The sequence below is a fragment of the Methylosinus sp. shoA genome, from assembly GCF_059718125.1.
On record NZ_AP046091.1, the window covers coordinates 1598969 to 1613837 of the forward strand.

Sequence of the window (14869 nt, forward strand, 5' to 3'; positions counted from 1 at the left end):
TCACACCGGGCGAGGCTCGCCGACCGGGCGCCACCCCTCTCCCTCGAGACAGTCTAGCATGGCCCGCGACAGGATCATGGTCGAGACGCTCGCCGGCCGCTCGCTCTCGCCGAGCTTCTTCGCGCAGGCGTCGGTCGCCTTCTTCAGCCCGCTCATGTCGCCGCCTCTGTTCCACCACAGATCCACGGCGAATCGCGGCTGCGTCGCCGCCGGTCCCTTCACCGTCTTGCCATTCGCCTGCTGAACGAAAACGAGCAGCGCGAGCACTCCCGCCGCGCAGCCGATGATGTCCATAGCCGTCGATTTACGCATCGCATTCCCCCTGCCGGCGGGTTCTTCGCCGGCCTTGCGCCCTATTCCACACGATGGCGCGTACGGAGCAATACGCATTTCAGCGTATTCCTGCGTAAGGGTAGACCCAGGTAATCCTCGAATACGGACGGCGAGACCGCGGCGGACGAATCGCAGCCCTCGGCCGGCGCCGAAGGGCGAGTGCGCGCCGCATGACATCGAGGGGGACTTATGACCGAAACCGGCGACGAGCAGGCGCGCGACGACGCGCGCATGCGATCCTATTCTTTCGTGAGAGCGGCGTCCCTGACGGCGCTGGCGGCCTGCCTGCTGACGGGAAGCGCGGCGCAGGCGCGCGTCGTGCTGCCGTTCGGCGACGACGACCAATGGTTCAGCATCGGCTTCGGCCTCAGGCCCTTCTTCAGCGATGTGACGCGCAACAACGCCCCCGGAACCAATTCCGCCCGCGTCGATCTCGAGAGCTTCCGCCTCTATTCCTCCGCCTCCTTCAATCAATATCTGAAGGCGACGTTCAACACCGAGATCACCAGCAACAGCACGATTCAGGTGCTCGACGGCTATGCGCAGATCGAGCCCATGGACGAGATCAACGTCTGGGGCGGCCGCATGCTGCCGCCGAGCGATCGCGCCAATCTCGACGGTCCCTATTATCTGCTCGCCTGGTCCTATCCGGGGATCGTCTCCCGCTATCCGCAGAAGGTCGCCGGCCGCAACGACGGCGGCACGATCTGGGGCAAGCTGTTCGAGAAGCGGCTCACTTACGTCTTCGGCATCTATGACGGACACAACCAGATCGTCGGCGCCTCGAATCAGGCGGGGCATCCGCTGTTCGCCGGCCGCGTGAACCTCAATCTGCTCGATCCCGATCCCGACCCGGCCTATTACACGAGCAGCACCTATTTCGGCGGCGCGGATGTTCTCGGCGTCGGCTTTGCGATCCAGCATCAGCAGGACGGCGTCGGCAATGCGCTGCAGCGCGCCGACTTCACCGCCTGGAACGTCGACGTGCTGTTCGAGAAGAAGCTCGGCGAGTTCGGCGCCGCGACCTTCGAGGGCGCCTATTACCGCTATTATACGCATGGCGTGAACGACGTCGCCACCAATCTCAACGGCGCGCGCACGACCGATCTCGTCGGCGGCATTCGTCCGGGCGAAGCCTATATGCTCGGCGCCGGCTATCTCATCCCATACGTGATCGGCTGGGGCAAGCTGCAGCCCTATTTCCGCTTCCAATCCTTCCGCGACACGCTCGCCCTCACATGGGAGCGCCAATACGACATGGGCGTCATTTATATGATCGATGGACATAATCTGCGCATCACCGCCAATTACGCGATCAATCAGTTCACCGCGCGCAAGGACGTCGACAAATTCATCCTCGGCCTGCAAATCCAGTTCTGAACGCGTCGACGCAATCGGCGTCAGGGAGCCAAGCGAATGAAACGTAGAGTAGTGGTCAAGAGCCTCGGCCTCGTCGCCGCCGGCGCGTTGCTCGCAGCGAGCGCGATTCTTCCCGTGCGCGCCGCCGACAAGGGACCGATCAAGGTCGGCATTCTTCATTCCCTGTCCGGCACCATGGCCATCAGCGAGACCGTGCTGAAGGACACGGCGCTGATGGCCATCGAGGAGATCAACGCCAAGGGCGGCGTGCTCGGCCGCAAGCTCGAGCCGGTCGTCGTCGATCCGGCGTCCAACTGGCCGCTGTTCGCCGAGAAGGCGCGTCAGCTGCTCGCCGCCGACAAGGTCGCCGTGGTGTTCGGCTGCTGGACCTCGGTGTCGCGCAAATCCGTGCTGCCGGTGTTCAAGGAGCTGAACGGCCTCTTGTTCTATCCTGTGCAATATGAGGGCGAGGAGCTCGAGAAGAACGTCTTCTACACCGGCGCGGCGCCGAACCAGCAGGCGATTCCCGCGGTCGAATATCTGATGAGCAAGGCCGGCGGCGGCGCCAAGCGTTTCGTCCTGCTCGGCACCGATTATGTCTATCCGCGTACGACCAACAAGATCCTGCGCGCCTTTCTCCACTCGAAGGGCGTCGCCGACGCCGACATCATGGAGGAATATACGCCCTTCGGCCACAGCGATTATCAGACGATCGTCGCCAACATCAAGAAATTCGCCTCGGGCGGCAAGACCGCGGTGGTGTCGACCATCAACGGCGATTCGAACGTTCCTTTCTATAAGGAGCTCGGCAACGCCGGCCTCAAGGCGACGGAAGTTCCGGTCGTCGCCTTCTCGGTCGGCGAAGAGGAGCTGCGCGGCGTCGACGCCAAGCCGCTCGTCGGCCATCTCGCGGCGTGGAATTATTTCATGTCGCTGAAGAACCCGGTCAACACGGAGTTCAAGAAGAAATGGGCCGCCTACGCCAAATCGCATGGCGTCGCCAATCCGGAGAAGCCGCTCACCAATGATCCGATGGAGGCCACCTACATCGGCGTCAACATGTGGAAGCAGGCGGTCGAGAAGGCCAAGACCACCGACGTCGACAAGGTGATCGCCGCAATGGCCGGCCAGAAATTCGCCGCGCCCTCCGGCTTCACCGCCGAGATGGACGAGACCAATCATCATCTGCACAAGCCGGTGTTCATCGGCGAGGTGAAGGCCGACGGCCAGTTCAACGTCGTGTGGAAGACCGCGGGACCGGTGCGGGCTCAGCCCTGGAGCCCCTTCATTCCCGGCAACGACAAGAAGAAGGACGAGCCGGACACGAACTGACGGCGAGAAGCGGACGGCCCGGACCCGGGCCGTCCGGATCAGGCTTTCGATGGAGCGTCTCGACTTGCGTATTCTGCGACTGATCGCCGGCCTCGCGATGGCGATGATATTCTGCGCGCCGGCCGCGGCGCTCGATCGCGAAACGATCGCGCATCTCGCCAGCGGCGACGCCGACGAGCAGCGCCGGGCGCTTGACTCGCTGGTCGCGAGCGGCGACGTCTCCGTCGTTCCCTTTTTGAAGGACTTGCTCGCCGATCGCGTGAAGACCGCCGAGGACAAGACCTTCGTCGTCGAGGACGATCGCGGCCTCGACGCGCTGGAGCGCACGCCCATCGCGCTTCCCGCCGATCTCGAGGACGTCTCCACGAGCAATAGCGTGCGCATAGCGATCGAGGAGGCGATCGCCGTTCTGGAGCTCGCCTCTCCCGATCCTACGCAGCGGCTCGAATCGGTGAAGCGCCTGCAGAGCGCCGAGCTCGACCAGTCACGGCTCGCGCTCATCGCCGAGGCCGAGAGCCGCGAGCGCGATTCCGCGGTGCGCGACGCGCTGCGCCAGATTCGCGCGCTCTCCGAATTGCAGTCTGGACATCGCGCTATCCGCCTCGCCGCCGCGAAGACGCTGCGCGCCAGCGTCTCCGGCCGCGTGCGCGAAGCGTTGAAGACGCGTCTTGCAGTCGAGGACGACGGCGAGGTGCGCGTGGCGCTCACCCGCTCGCTGCGCAATGTCGAATCGAGCCTCGCGATCGGCGAGAATCTGGGCATCGTCTTTTCGGGCGTCAGCCTCGCCAGTATTCTTCTGCTCGCCGCCCTCGGCCTCGCGGTCACTTATGGGCTGATGGGCGTCATCAATATGGCGCATGGCGAGATGATGATGATCGGCGCCTACGCCACTTATGTGGTGCAGAATCTCTTCCGCGCGCATCTCCCCGATCATTTCCAATGGTATCTCGCCGCCGCGGCGCCGGTCGCCTTTCTGGTCGCGGCGCTCGTCGGCGTCGTCATCGAGCGCCTGGTGATCCGTTTCCTCTATGGGCGCGCGCTGGAGACTCTGCTCGCCACCTGGGGAGTGAGCCTCGTCCTGATGCAGATGGTACGTACGATCTTCGGCGCGCAGAATGTTCAGGTCGAGAATCCGGTCTGGATGTCCGGCCGGCTCTTCGTCACCGACAATCTGGAGCTCCCTTATAATCGCGTCGTCATCATCGTGTTCTCGCTCGCCGTTCTGCTGCTCGTCTCTTTCCTGCTGGCGCGCACGCGCCTCGGCCTCTTCGTGCGCGCGGTGACGCAGAACCGGACGATGGCCAAATGCGTCGGAGTCGACTCCTCGCGCATCGACACGATCGCTTTCGCGCTCGGCTCCGGCATAGCGGGACTCGCCGGCGTCGCGTTGTCGCAAGTCGGCAATGTCGGGCCCGATCTCGGACAACATTATATCGTCGACAGCTTCATGGTCGTCGTGCTCGGCGGCGTCGGCCAACTCGCCGGCGCCGTCTACGCCGCGCTCGGCCTCGGCGTCGCAGGAAAAATCTTCGAAAATCTCGTCGGCGCCGTGCTCGCGGAGATCGCCCTGCTCGTGTTCCTCATCGTCTTCATTCAAAAGCGTCCGCAGGGCCTGTTCGCGCTCGGCGGCCGGCAGGCCGATTGAGCGCAGACCCATGCTCCATCTCCCTCCCTCCCTCACTCTCACGCGGCGCTTGTTCGACCGGCGCGGCTGGATCGTCTTCGCGCTCGCCGCGCTCGCCATTTTCGTCGTCGCTCCATTCGCCAATCTCGCCACCGCCGAAGATTCGCTCCTCCATCTTTCCGACGCTTCGGTCGCGCTCGCCGGCAAGCTGTTCTGCTACGCCATGCTGGCGCTCGCCATGGATCTCGTCTGGGGCTATGCGGGGATACTCAGCCTCGGACATGGCGTTTTCTTCGCCCTCGGCGGCTATGCTTTCGGCATGTATCTGATGCGTCAGATCGGCCATGACGGCAGCTATCACGCAGACCTCCCGGACTTCATGGTCTTCCTCGATTGGAAGGCCTTTCCCTGGTTCTGGACTTTTACGGATCATTTCGCCTATGGCGTCGCTCTCGCGATCCTCGCGCCGGCGGCGCTCGCCTTCCTGTTCGGCTTCTTCGCCTTCCGTTCCCGCATCAAGGGCGTCTATTTCTCGATCATCACACAGGCGCTCACATATGCGATGATGCTGCTGTTCTTCCGCAACGAGACCGGCTTCGGAGGCAATAACGGCTTCACCGATTTCAAGCGCATTCTCGATTATCCGCTGACGACGCCGCAGACGCGCATCATCCTGTTCATGCTCTCGGGAGCGAGCCTGCTGCTGCTGCTGCTCGTCTCGCGCTTCATCGTGACGAGCAAATTCGGCCGCGTGCTCACCGCCATCCGCGAGGCGGAGAGCCGGGTGATGTTCTGCGGCTACGACACGCTCTCCTACAAGCTCGCGATCTGGACATTCTCCGCGGCGATCTGCGGGCTCGCCGGCGCGCTCTATGTGCCGCAGGTCGGCATCATCAATCCGAGCGAAATGTCGCCGGCGGCCTCGATCGAGATCGCCATCTGGACCGCGGTCGGCGGACGCGGCACTTTGATCGGCCCGCTCGTCGGCGCCTTCGTCGTCAATGGCGCGAAGAGCCTCTTCACCGCGGCCATTCCCGAATATTGGCTGTTCTTTCTCGGGCTGCTGTTCGTGCTCGTCACGCTGCTGCTGCCCAAGGGCGTCATCGGCCTCGTCGACGCGCTGCCGTCGACGAGGATCGCGCTCCTCTTCGCCCGCAAGGAGCGCGCGTCATGATCGAGCAGACGGGGATCTCGAACGGCGTCGCGCTCTATCTCGACGATGTGCAAGTCGCTTTCGACGGTTTTCGCGCGCTACGCGGCCTGTCGCTGTCGATCGACGTCGGCGAGCTGCGCTGTGTGATCGGGCCGAACGGCGCCGGCAAGACGACGATGATGGATGTCATCACCGGCAAGACGCGGCCCGATGCGGGCCAAGTCTTCTTCGGCCGCTCGCTGGACCTCACCAAGCTGAACGAGCCGCAGATCGCGGCCGCCGGAATCGGACGCAAATTTCAGAAACCGACTGTGTTCGAGAATCTCACCGTGTTCGAGAATCTCGAGCTCGCGGTGAAGGCCGACAAGAGCGTGCGCGCGTCTCTCTTTCGCCGCATCAGCGGCGAGCAGATCGACCGCATCGGCGAATTGCTGGAGACGGTCGAGCTCGCCGACAAGGCGTGGGAGAGCGCCGGCCTGCTCTCGCATGGCCAGAAGCAATGGCTGGAGATCGGCATGTTGCTGGCGCAGCGCCCATTGCTGCTGCTGCTCGACGAGCCGGTCGCCGGCATGACCGACCATGAGACGAAACGCACCGCCGAACTACTCCAATCGCTCGCGGGCCTGCATTCGATCATGGTGGTCGAGCACGATATGGAATTCGTCGGCGCCATCGCCCGCAAGGTCACGGTGCTGCACGAAGGAGCCGTGCTGGCCGAAGGATCCTTGTCCGCTGTGCAGAGCGACGAGCGCGTCATCGAAGTCTATCTGGGACGCTAGGCGATGCTCGAGATCAGCGGCCTCCATCAATATTACGGCAGCAGCCATATCCTGCGCGACGTGTCCTTCACGGCGCCCAAGGGCGCCTGCACCGTGCTGCTCGGCCGCAATGGCGTCGGCAAGACGACGCTGCTGCGCAGCATCATGGGCGTGACGCCGATCCGCGGCGGCGCCATCCGCTTCGACGGCGAAGATATGTCGAAGCTCTCTCCGAATCAGCGCGCAGCGCGAGGCTTCGCCTATGTGCCGCAGGGGCGGGAGATCTTCTCGCGCCTCACGGTCGAAGAAAATCTCTCGATGGGCATGGCCGCGAAACCCGCCCGCAAGGCGCGCTCCGTGCCGAGCGAAATTTACGAGATGTTCCCGGTGCTGAAGGAAATGCTGCGTCGCCGCGGCGGCGATCTTTCCGGCGGCCAGCAGCAGCAGCTCGCCATCGCGCGGGCGCTCGTCTCCGATCCGAAGCTCATCATCCTCGACGAGCCGACGGAAGGAATCCAGCCGTCGATCATCAAGCTCATCGGCGAGGTGATAAAGAGCTTGAGCCGGCGCGGGGATTTCGCCATTCTGCTCGTCGAGCAGTACTATGACTTCGGCCGCGACCTCGCCGATCATTATCTAGTGATGTCGCGCGGAAGCATCGTCAGACAAGGGCTCGGAACCGATATGGACAGGGACAACATCAGGGATTTCGTGGCGTTGTGAAGGGTCCCGAGCGTGCGAGGGGCCGCATCGAAATGCGCTTTGCGCAAGTTCAGGGAGCGAGCCGGTTGCGACATCTGGCGCAGGAGGCGCCGCTGAGGGCGCTGTTTCCCGCTGTCGAGCCTCATGAGGCGCCGGAGGCGGCGATCGTCAACACCGGCGGCGGAGTCGTCGGCGGCGATCATTATGCGCTGGACATCAAGGTCGAGGCCGGCGCCGCGCTGACGATCACGACGCCTGCGGCCGAGAAAATCTATCGCTCCACCGGCGCCAGCGCAGAGATCGTAACCCACCTTCACTGCGCAGAGAGCGCGCGGCTCGAATGGCTGCCGCAGGAGACCATTCTGTTCGATTGCGCGCGTCTGCGACGGCGAATTGACGTCGATCTCGCGCCGACGGCGCGATTTCTCGGCGTCGAGACCATTCTGTTCGGCCGGCGCGCCAGCGGCGAATGGCTGAACACGGGCGCGCTGCGCGATTGTTGGACCTTGCGCATCGGCGGCCGGCTCGTCTGGGCCGACGCCATCGGCCTTCACGGCGATCTCGCCGCGCATCGCGCCGGGCCGTTCGGCGTCGGCGACGCCGTCGGCTATGCGACCATTCTCGTCGCTGGGCCGAATGTCGCGGAGCTGCTCGTACTCGCGCGCCGATGCGCGCAGGGCGCGGCCAGTCTCGTCAATGGCGTGCTGCTGCTGCGTTTCCTCGAGAGTGACGCCGCGCAGCTGCGCGGTATGGTCGTCGAGGCGTTGGCGGCGTTGCGGCCGCCCGCGACGGACGGGCGCGGCGGCGCGCCGCGTCTGTGGATGAATTGAATAGGCTCGCTCCAAGAAGAACGTTCAGGGAGAACGCGGGATGCATCTGACGCCGCGCGAAAAGGACAAGCTGCTCGTCGCCGTCGCGGCGATGGTGGCGCGCCGGCGCCTCGAGCGCGGCGCCAAGCTCAACTATCCGGAAGCGATCGCGCTCATCACCGATTTCGTCGTCGAAGGCGCGCGCGACGGACGCTCGGTCGCGCAATTGCGCGCCGAGGGCGCGAATGTGCTGACGCGCGAGCAGGTGATGGAGGGCGTGGCGGAGATGATCGAGGCGGTGCAGATCGAAGCGACTTTTCCCGACGGCGTGAAGCTCGTCACCGTTCACGAGCCGATCCGATGATCCCCGGCGAGATCATTCCCGCGGAAGGCGAGATCATCCTCAACGAAGGCCGCGCGACGATCACGATCGAGGTCGCCAACACTGGCGACCGGCCGATCCAGGTCGGCTCGCATTATCATTTCGGCGAGACCAATCCTGCGCTGCGGTTCGATCGCGCCGTCGCGCGCGGCATGCGGCTCGATATTCCCGCGGGCTCGGCCGTGCGCTTCGAGCCCGGCCAGACGCGCATGGTCGCGCTCGTTCCTTACGCCGGCGCGCGCGCTGTGTTTGGATTCAATGGCGCCGTGATGGGACCTCTGGAGGCGCGCGATGACGAATAGAATCAGCCGGCGTGCCTATGCCGGAATGTTCGGACCGACGGTCGGCGACCGCATCCGTCTCGCCGACACCGAGCTCTTCATCGAGATCGAGCGTGATCACACGATCTATGGCGAGGAGGTGAAATTCGGCGGCGGCAAGGTGATCCGCGACGGCATGGGCCAGAGCCAGCGCTCCAATGTGCAAGGCGCCGTCGACACGGTCATCACCAACGCCGTCATTCTCGATCATTGGGGAATCGTCAAAGCCGATATCGGCGTCGTCAATGGACGCATCGCGCGCATCGGCAAGGCCGGCAATCCCGACATACAACCCGGTGTCGACATCGTCATCGGTCCGGGCACGGAGATCATCGCCGGCGAAGGGCGCATCGTCACCGCCGGCGGGATCGACACGCATATTCATTTCATCTGCCCGCAGCAATGCGAGGAGGCTCTCGCGAGCGGCGTCACCACGATGCTCGGCGGCGGCACCGGTCCCGCCGAAGGCACGAAGGCGACGACCTGCACGCCTGGGCCCTGGCACATGAAGCGCATGATGCAGGCGGCGGAAGGATTGCCGGTCAATCTCGGCTTCTTCGGCAAGGGCAACGCCAGCGAGCCGCGCGCGCTCGTCGAAATGATCGAGGCCGGCGCCATCGGCCTCAAGCTGCATGAGGATTGGGGCTCGAGCCCCGCGGCCATCGATTGCGCGCTCTCCGTCGCCGATGACTATGACGTGCAGGTCACGCTGCACAGCGACACGCTGAACGAGAGCGGCTTCGTCGAGGCGACCATCGCCGCCTTCAAGGGCCGCACCATTCACGCCTTCCACACGGAAGGGGCGGGCGGCGGCCATGCGCCGGACATCATCAAGGTGGCGGGCGAGCCGAATGTGCTGCCCTCCTCCACCAATCCGACGCGCCCTTATACGGTCAACACGCTCGACGAGCATCTCGACATGCTGCTCGTCTGTCATCATCTCGATCCGAAGATTCCGGAGGACATCGCCTTCGCCGAGAGCCGCATCCGCAAGGAGACGATCGCGGCGGAGGATATTCTCCACGATCTCGGCGCGCTCTCGATGTATTCCTCCGACAGCCAGGCGATGGGGCGCGTCGGCGAGGTGATCATCCGCTGCTGGCAGACCGCGGACAAGATGCGTCGGCAGCGCGGGAAGCTCGCGGGCGACAGCGCCGGCGCCGACAATTTTCGTGCGCGCAGATATGTGGCGAAATATACGATCAACCCGGCCATCGCGCATGGGATCGCCGATCTCGTCGGCTCGATCGAGCCCGGCAAGCTCGCCGATCTCGTTCTCTGGTCGCCGGCTTTTTTCGGCGTGAAGCCGGAGCTGGTGATGAAGGGCGGCGCCATCGCCATGGCGGCGATGGGCGATCCCAACGCCAGCATTCCGACGCCGCAGCCGGTGCATTATCGGCCGATGTTCGCCGGCTTCGGCCGCAGCCTCACGCAGAGCTGCGTCACTTTCGTCAGCCGCGCCGCACACGAATCCTGCATCGCGCAGAAATACGGCCTCACGCGCGCGCTGCATGTCGTTGCCAACACGCGCGGCGGAATCTCGAAGCGCAGCATGATCCTCAATGACGCGACGCCGAAGATCGAGGTCGACGCGCAGACCTATGAGGTGCGCGCCGACGGCGAGCTTCTGACTTGCGAGCCCGCGGCCGTCTTGCCGATGGCGCAGCGCTATTTCCTGTTCTGAAGAGGCGAAGAATGCGTGCAGCACGAGTGCTTCCCGCAGGGAGCTGGGACAAGGCCCGTGAACGCGGCACCACGACGCTCGACTGGGACGAGCGTCACCGCCGGCGCCGCAGCCTGACGAGCGATCAAGGCGAGCCTTTTCTGCTCGATCTGGCCGAAGCCGCGCGTCTCACGGAGGGAGACGGGCTCGCACTCGACGACGGCTCCGTGATTCGAATTGTCGCGAGACCCGAACCGGTGCTGGAAATCCGCGGCGGCGCGGCGGGTCTGCCGCGCCTCGCCTATCATCTCGGCAATCGCCATCTCGCCATTCAGATTTTTTCGGACCGCCTCGTCATTCGCGACGACGCCGTCATCGCGGCGATGGTCGAAGGACTGGGAGGCGAGGCGACGCCGCGGCTCTCGCCCTTCGATCCGGAGCCCGGCGCCTATGGCGGACATGGGCATCGCCATCATCACGACGATCATGCGCATCGTCCCCAAGCTGGACATCGCCATGACTGAGACGCGCGACTGGCTGCTGCAGCTCCTCGTCTTTACCTCGCCGGCCTATCCGATTGGCGGCTTCGCCTTCAGCCATGGACTCGAATGGGCGATCGAGGCGGGCGACGTTCGCAGCCGCGAGGATCTCGAAGCCTATGTCGCTGCTGTGCTCGAGAACGGCGGCGGCTGGTGCGATCTCGTTTTTCTCGCCGCCTCCTGGCGCGCCGCGCGCGCGGGCGATGTCGAGGCGCTGAACGAGATCGCCGACTTTTGCGCCGCCTGGCGCGGCAGCGCGGAAATGGCGCTGGAGTCCAGCCACCAGGGCGCCGCATTCGCGCGCGCGACGCTCGCCGCCTGGCCAGGCTCGCCGCTCGACGCGCTGGCGCGACTGCGCGGCGGCGAAATCGCTCATCCCGTCGCGCTCGGCGCCGCAGCGATCGCGGCGCCGCTCGACGCCGCGCTCATCGCCTATGCGCAGGCCTTCGCCGTCAACCTCGTCTCGGCCGGCGTGCGGCTCGTCCCGCTGGGGCAAACCGACGGGCTGCGCGCGCTCGCCGCTCTCGCGCCGACCATTCTGCGCGCAGCGAATGCGGCCGAAGCAACGTCGCTCGATCAATTGTCGACATCCGCCCTGCGCATCGACATGGCGTCGATGCGGCATGAAACGCAATATACGAGGCTGTTCCGCTCATGAGCATTCGAGTCTCACAGCTGCGCCGTCATCGCGAGCGCAGCGAAACGATCCAGAGCCGCAGCGCAGCGCGCCTGACGATCGCCACGACGATTTTCTTTTTCTTCGCCATGCCGGCGCATGCGCATGTGGGCGTCGGCATGACTCATGGCTTCGCCTTCGGCTTCGAGCATCCCTTCGGCGGTATGGATCATCTCGCCGCAATATTGGCGGTCGGCTGGCTCGGTGCGCGAATGCGCGGGAGGCGGAGGCTCGCGGCGCCGCTCGCCTTCGTGACCTTCATGACCATGGGCGCGACGCTCGGGGAGCTCGACGTTCCGTCACACCTCCTGCAGGCGCTGACATTCAATTCGGCGGTCATGCTCGGCGTCATGCTGACGACACGGCTCGGCGCGAACGCGCTGATTGCCTTGTTTCTCGTCGGCGCGTTCGGCGTGATGCACGGTCTCGCACATGGCGCCGAGGCGCCGCAGGGCGTGGAAGGTTTCGCCTTCCTCTGCGGTCTCGTCGCGGCGACCGCCCTCGGCCATGCGCTCGGTTTCGTCACGGCGCTGGTTGTCACGCACTGTCGACGCTCGCTTCTTTCGACGAGGGTGTTTCGATGACCTCTCCTCACGGACCTCTGCGCATCGGCGTCGGCGGGCCCGTCGGCTCCGGCAAGACCGCGCTGATGGATCGGCTCTGCAAGACATTGCGCGAAAAATTCCGCCTCGCCGCCATCACCAACGACATCTACACGAAAGAGGACGCCGAATTCCTGACGCGCTCCGGCGCGCTCGCGCCCGAGCGCATCGTCGGCGTCGAGACCGGCGGCTGTCCGCATACGGCGATCCGCGAGGACGCCTCCGCCAATCTCGCCGCGGTCGCCGAGCTCGAGCGCAAATTTCCTGATCTCGATCTCATCCTCATCGAGAGCGGCGGCGACAATCTCGCCGCCACCTTCAGCCCGGAGCTCGCCGACATCACGCTCTATGTGATCGACGTCTCGGCCGGCGACAAGATTCCGCGCAAGGGCGGGCCGGGCATCACGCGCTCCGACCTGCTGATCATCAACAAGATCGATCTCGCGCCGATGGTCGGCGCCTCACTCGAGGTGATGGATCGCGACGCGCGCCGCGTGCGCGGGGAGCGCCCCTTCGTCTTCGCCAGCCTGATGAGCGATCTCGGGCTCGATCGCATCGTCTCCTTCATCGAGAGCGCCGGCGGCCTCCATTCGCATTAGCGAAACGCTTTTCGCGATGCGCAGCATGCCGCGGCGGCGCGCCTATGGCGTTGTCGCACGGCACGCGCTAATGTCGTGCGCTCGCCATTCACATGACGAGCTCTCGGCAGGGACCGACGACGACCCGCGCGTGTTCGCGGCTCGTCCCCGCAATGTCGAATTGATTTCTCGACAATTACTTGGAGGGAACGAAAATGGCCGACGCTGCCGAACTCTTTGGCTGATGAAGCCGGCGTTTCACGCCGGGCCTCAGCGCGTTCCGCACGTCCTTGTCGACGATCGCGAGATCGAACCATTCCGGATCGAAATGCCCGCCGCACCAGGTCAGAGTCTCACGATATTCCGGATGCTCCGGGTCAGAAATGACCCCGAGGAAATTCTCATAGCCATATTTCCCGCCGACATCCTCCGGCGCGCGCACACGAGCGCCCGCGACGCATGTTGCGTGCTTCGGAGAGACCGGTAGCGTGAACTTGTCTTCGATCTCGACGGTGTGATCCCAACAGTTTCCAAAGTCGTAACGATAGCCGAAGGCAATTCCGTCTTCACCGGAAAAGTCCGCCAGCCGCACTTCGCGCTCAGCGAACACTCGGGATCCATATCCGACCAGCCGTCGTCTTCGACTTCCAAGTCGCCGTAGCGCAATCCGCCGATCCGAAATTCATGGAGATGGTAGTTCCACCAATTGAAGGCAGCCTGAATCGCGAGATGCAATTGGTGAAGGTTCCAGTAATTCGACTCTGATCGAGCGCGAATTCGATCACGGCGCGCAACGCCAGCGTCGCCTCCAATGGATGCCTTCCGGCCAGGGCTTCGGCGACCGGCGTCAAAATCTCAAAGCGATTTCCGTCGAGATTCTGCGGTCGCTGCAAGTTGAGCTTCGCCGCCCCGTCGGGCGCCAGCCACGACGCCAGGAACCACAGTGCCTGGAGAAAATCGGCGTGGCCTTCGACGGCGTCGAGCGCTCGTGTTTCCGCCTCGATATTATCGAAGTCGGGAAGTCGTTTCAAATGCTCGCGCAAATGCTGCTTTGACAGAAGTTGCTCGAAGCACGACCAGCGGGCCGCTTGCACGTCTTCGCTTCGATTCAGCGCGTCGAGCGCCGCGATGCGCGCGTCTTCCCATTCGAATTCGGGCCGGCCAGGCCGCCCGCGCTCGGCGGCTTCCACTATCTGCAGCGCCTCGTCGGCGCGGCCGGCAGCGACGAGGCGTCGGGAAATTTCCGCCGCGATCCTCAGGAACTTCGTCGTTTGTGCGTCATATTGCGCGATGAAGGCGTCGACGTCGCCCTACGCGTCGGCGATGTCGCTCAACGCAAACCGTATGACGCTGGCCTGATGGCGGCTCTGGATCTCGTCTTCGTAGATCGGTCCGCTCGACGACCAGCCGATTTTGCGCCTCTCGTGATCTTCGAGTTTTTTTATCGGCTCGTTGGACAACGTGATGAGACGCTGCTTCAAATGCGAGAGACCGGCGCTGCCGAGCGAATTGGTCAACGCCGCGATGAGCTGGTCGTATTGTCCATAGTCGTTGGCGAGCAGCGCCTGATATGTGCGGTCGGCCGGCTCCACTGCGTCACAATGTGCGTTCTCGGCCAACCGCGCTGTCGCGGGTCGTGAAGGCGCTGCGTCGATGATCCCGCTGCCGGCAGGCTGTCGGGTCTGGATCGCCACCGGCCACACCGACATGCGGCGCGGCATGCAGGGCTTGGCGCTTCAGGTGCAGGAGCAGTTGAAGCGCGACCCCCACGCGGGCGATCTCTACATTTTCCGGGGGCGCCGAGGCGATCTCGTCAAAGTCCTCTGGCACGACGGAATCGGCTTGTCGCTTTACGCCAAGCGGCTCGATCGCGGAAAGTTCATCTGGCCCTCGGCGAGCGCCGGCGCGGTGTCGATTTCGGCCGCCCAGATGGCCTATATGCTCAAGGGGATCGACTGGCGGAATCCGCAATCGACCTGGCGTCCCGCAAGCGCAGGATGAGCGAAAAAGCTGGGGTCGGACGCATTTTGGGGCGCCAC

At 64.4% G+C, this 14869-nt stretch carries 17 protein-coding genes and 2 pseudogenes; 15 read left to right on the plus strand and 4 right to left on the minus strand.

Annotated elements, in window-relative coordinates; all coding sequences use genetic code 11:
- Positions 1-312 carry a hypothetical protein gene (locus tag AC6IW9_RS07275; RefSeq protein WP_497770782.1) on the minus strand — a complete coding sequence of 104 codons (312 nt, stop codon included), beginning with the start codon at positions 310-312 and terminating at the stop codon, positions 1-3.
- A gap of 210 nt (positions 313-522) precedes the next feature.
- Between AC6IW9_RS07275 and AC6IW9_RS07280 the strand changes: the two genes are divergently transcribed.
- The 14 genes from AC6IW9_RS07280 (at position 523) to ureG (ending at position 12851) form a co-directional block, all read left to right on the plus strand.
- Positions 523-1713, plus strand: a complete 1191-nt coding sequence (locus AC6IW9_RS07280; protein WP_497770784.1) for a hypothetical protein — start codon at positions 523-525, stop codon at positions 1711-1713.
- A gap of 36 nt (positions 1714-1749) precedes the next feature.
- Entirely contained in the window at positions 1750-3024 is a 1275-nt protein-coding gene (urtA, locus tag AC6IW9_RS07285) for an urea ABC transporter substrate-binding protein (RefSeq protein ID WP_497770786.1), read from the plus strand.
- Positions 3025-3088: 64 nt separating this feature from the next.
- Positions 3089-4669, plus strand: a complete 1581-nt coding sequence (gene urtB, locus AC6IW9_RS07290; protein ID WP_497770789.1) for an urea ABC transporter permease subunit UrtB — start codon at positions 3089-3091, stop codon at positions 4667-4669.
- A gap of 10 nt (positions 4670-4679) precedes the next feature.
- On the plus strand, positions 4680-5822 hold the full coding sequence (gene urtC / locus AC6IW9_RS07295) for an urea ABC transporter permease subunit UrtC (RefSeq protein WP_497770791.1): 1143 nt from the start codon (positions 4680-4682) through the stop codon (positions 5820-5822).
- Entirely contained in the window at positions 5819-6580 is a 762-nt protein-coding gene (gene urtD / locus AC6IW9_RS07300) for an urea ABC transporter ATP-binding protein UrtD (RefSeq protein ID WP_497770794.1), read from the plus strand. Before urtC ends, urtD begins: the two co-directional genes overlap by 4 nt.
- Before the next feature lie 3 nt (positions 6581-6583).
- On the plus strand, positions 6584-7282 hold the full coding sequence (urtE, locus tag AC6IW9_RS07305; RefSeq protein WP_497770797.1) for an urea ABC transporter ATP-binding subunit UrtE: 699 nt from the start codon (positions 6584-6586) through the stop codon (positions 7280-7282).
- Entirely contained in the window at positions 7279-8091 is an 813-nt protein-coding gene (locus tag AC6IW9_RS07310) for an urease accessory protein UreD (RefSeq protein WP_497770800.1), read from the plus strand. The genes urtE and AC6IW9_RS07310 overlap by 4 nt, the downstream gene beginning before the upstream one ends.
- Positions 8092-8131: 40 nt before the next feature.
- Positions 8132-8434, plus strand: a complete 303-nt coding sequence (locus AC6IW9_RS07315; RefSeq protein WP_497770803.1) for an urease subunit gamma — start codon at positions 8132-8134, stop codon at positions 8432-8434.
- Entirely contained in the window at positions 8431-8754 is a 324-nt protein-coding gene (locus tag AC6IW9_RS07320; protein WP_497770806.1) for an urease subunit beta, read from the plus strand. The genes AC6IW9_RS07315 and AC6IW9_RS07320 overlap by 4 nt, the downstream gene beginning before the upstream one ends.
- The gene (gene ureC, locus AC6IW9_RS07325) at positions 8744-10456 is read left to right on the plus strand and encodes an urease subunit alpha (protein ID WP_497770808.1); all 1713 of its coding nucleotides are present in this window, start codon (positions 8744-8746) and stop codon (positions 10454-10456) included. The genes AC6IW9_RS07320 and ureC overlap by 11 nt, the downstream gene beginning before the upstream one ends.
- Positions 10457-10467: 11 nt before the next feature.
- The gene (locus tag AC6IW9_RS07330; RefSeq protein WP_497770812.1) at positions 10468-10959 is read left to right on the plus strand and encodes an urease accessory protein UreE; all 492 of its coding nucleotides are present in this window, start codon (positions 10468-10470) and stop codon (positions 10957-10959) included.
- Positions 10886-11632, plus strand: a complete 747-nt coding sequence (locus AC6IW9_RS07335) for an urease accessory protein UreF (RefSeq protein WP_497770816.1) — start codon at positions 10886-10888, stop codon at positions 11630-11632. Before AC6IW9_RS07330 ends, AC6IW9_RS07335 begins: the two co-directional genes overlap by 74 nt.
- Positions 11629-12234, plus strand: a complete 606-nt coding sequence (locus AC6IW9_RS07340) for a HupE/UreJ family protein (protein ID WP_497770820.1) — start codon at positions 11629-11631, stop codon at positions 12232-12234. Before AC6IW9_RS07335 ends, AC6IW9_RS07340 begins: the two co-directional genes overlap by 4 nt.
- Positions 12231-12851 (plus strand): urease accessory protein UreG, encoded by a 621-nt coding sequence (ureG, locus tag AC6IW9_RS07345; RefSeq protein WP_497770823.1) that lies wholly within the window; start codon positions 12231-12233, stop codon positions 12849-12851. The genes AC6IW9_RS07340 and ureG overlap by 4 nt, the downstream gene beginning before the upstream one ends.
- A 175-nt stretch (positions 12852-13026) precedes the next feature.
- Here the strand turns inward: ureG and AC6IW9_RS07350 are convergent, their stop codons facing one another.
- From AC6IW9_RS07350 to AC6IW9_RS07360, 3 genes and pseudogenes are all read right to left on the minus strand, one after another.
- On the minus strand, positions 13027-13440 hold the full coding sequence (locus AC6IW9_RS07350; protein WP_497770826.1) for a plasmid pRiA4b ORF-3 family protein: 414 nt from the start codon (positions 13438-13440) through the stop codon (positions 13027-13029).
- A gap of 77 nt (positions 13441-13517) precedes the next feature.
- Positions 13518-13565: pseudogene (locus AC6IW9_RS07355) on the minus strand (hypothetical protein); the annotation flags it as partial.
- An 80-nt stretch (positions 13566-13645) separates the two neighbouring features.
- Positions 13646-14551, minus strand: a pseudogene (locus AC6IW9_RS07360) (DUF6880 family protein); the annotation flags it as partial.
- On the opposite strand from AC6IW9_RS07360, the gene tnpB reads away from it, so the two are divergent.
- A complete protein-coding gene (gene tnpB / locus AC6IW9_RS07365; protein ID WP_497770829.1) occupies positions 14484-14831 on the plus strand; it encodes an IS66 family insertion sequence element accessory protein TnpB in 348 nt (115 codons plus the stop codon). The pseudogene AC6IW9_RS07360 and the gene tnpB sit on opposite strands and share 68 nt — an antisense overlap.
- Positions 14832-14869: the final 38 nt, after the last annotated feature.

Excerpts from the sequence above, each read along its gene's own strand:
- AC6IW9_RS07280 (WP_497770784.1), top strand. The coding sequence starts at position 523 with ATGACCGAAACCGGCGACGAGCAGGCGCGCGACGACGCGCGCATGCGA.
- AC6IW9_RS07340 (WP_497770820.1), top strand. The coding sequence starts at position 11,629 with ATGAGCATTCGAGTCTCACAGCTGCGCCGTCATCGCGAGCGCAGCGAA.
- ureC (WP_497770808.1), top strand. The coding sequence starts at position 8,744 with ATGACGAATAGAATCAGCCGGCGTGCCTATGCCGGAATGTTCGGACCG.
- urtA (WP_497770786.1), top strand. The coding sequence starts at position 1,750 with ATGAAACGTAGAGTAGTGGTCAAGAGCCTCGGCCTCGTCGCCGCCGGC.
- urtE (WP_497770797.1), top strand. The coding sequence starts at position 6,584 with ATGCTCGAGATCAGCGGCCTCCATCAATATTACGGCAGCAGCCATATC.
- AC6IW9_RS07335 (WP_497770816.1), top strand. The coding sequence starts at position 10,886 with ATGGCGGACATGGGCATCGCCATCATCACGACGATCATGCGCATCGTC.
- AC6IW9_RS07330 (WP_497770812.1), top strand. The coding sequence starts at position 10,468 with ATGCGTGCAGCACGAGTGCTTCCCGCAGGGAGCTGGGACAAGGCCCGT.
- AC6IW9_RS07315 (WP_497770803.1), top strand. The coding sequence starts at position 8,132 with ATGCATCTGACGCCGCGCGAAAAGGACAAGCTGCTCGTCGCCGTCGCG.
- AC6IW9_RS07320 (WP_497770806.1), top strand. The coding sequence starts at position 8,431 with ATGATCCCCGGCGAGATCATTCCCGCGGAAGGCGAGATCATCCTCAAC.
- tnpB (WP_497770829.1), top strand. The coding sequence starts at position 14,484 with ATGATCCCGCTGCCGGCAGGCTGTCGGGTCTGGATCGCCACCGGCCAC.
- AC6IW9_RS07275 (WP_497770782.1), bottom strand. The coding sequence starts at position 312 with ATGCGTAAATCGACGGCTATGGACATCATCGGCTGCGCGGCGGGAGTG.
- urtC (WP_497770791.1), top strand. The coding sequence starts at position 4,680 with ATGCTCCATCTCCCTCCCTCCCTCACTCTCACGCGGCGCTTGTTCGAC.
- urtD (WP_497770794.1), top strand. The coding sequence starts at position 5,819 with ATGATCGAGCAGACGGGGATCTCGAACGGCGTCGCGCTCTATCTCGAC.
- ureG (WP_497770823.1), top strand. The coding sequence starts at position 12,231 with ATGACCTCTCCTCACGGACCTCTGCGCATCGGCGTCGGCGGGCCCGTC.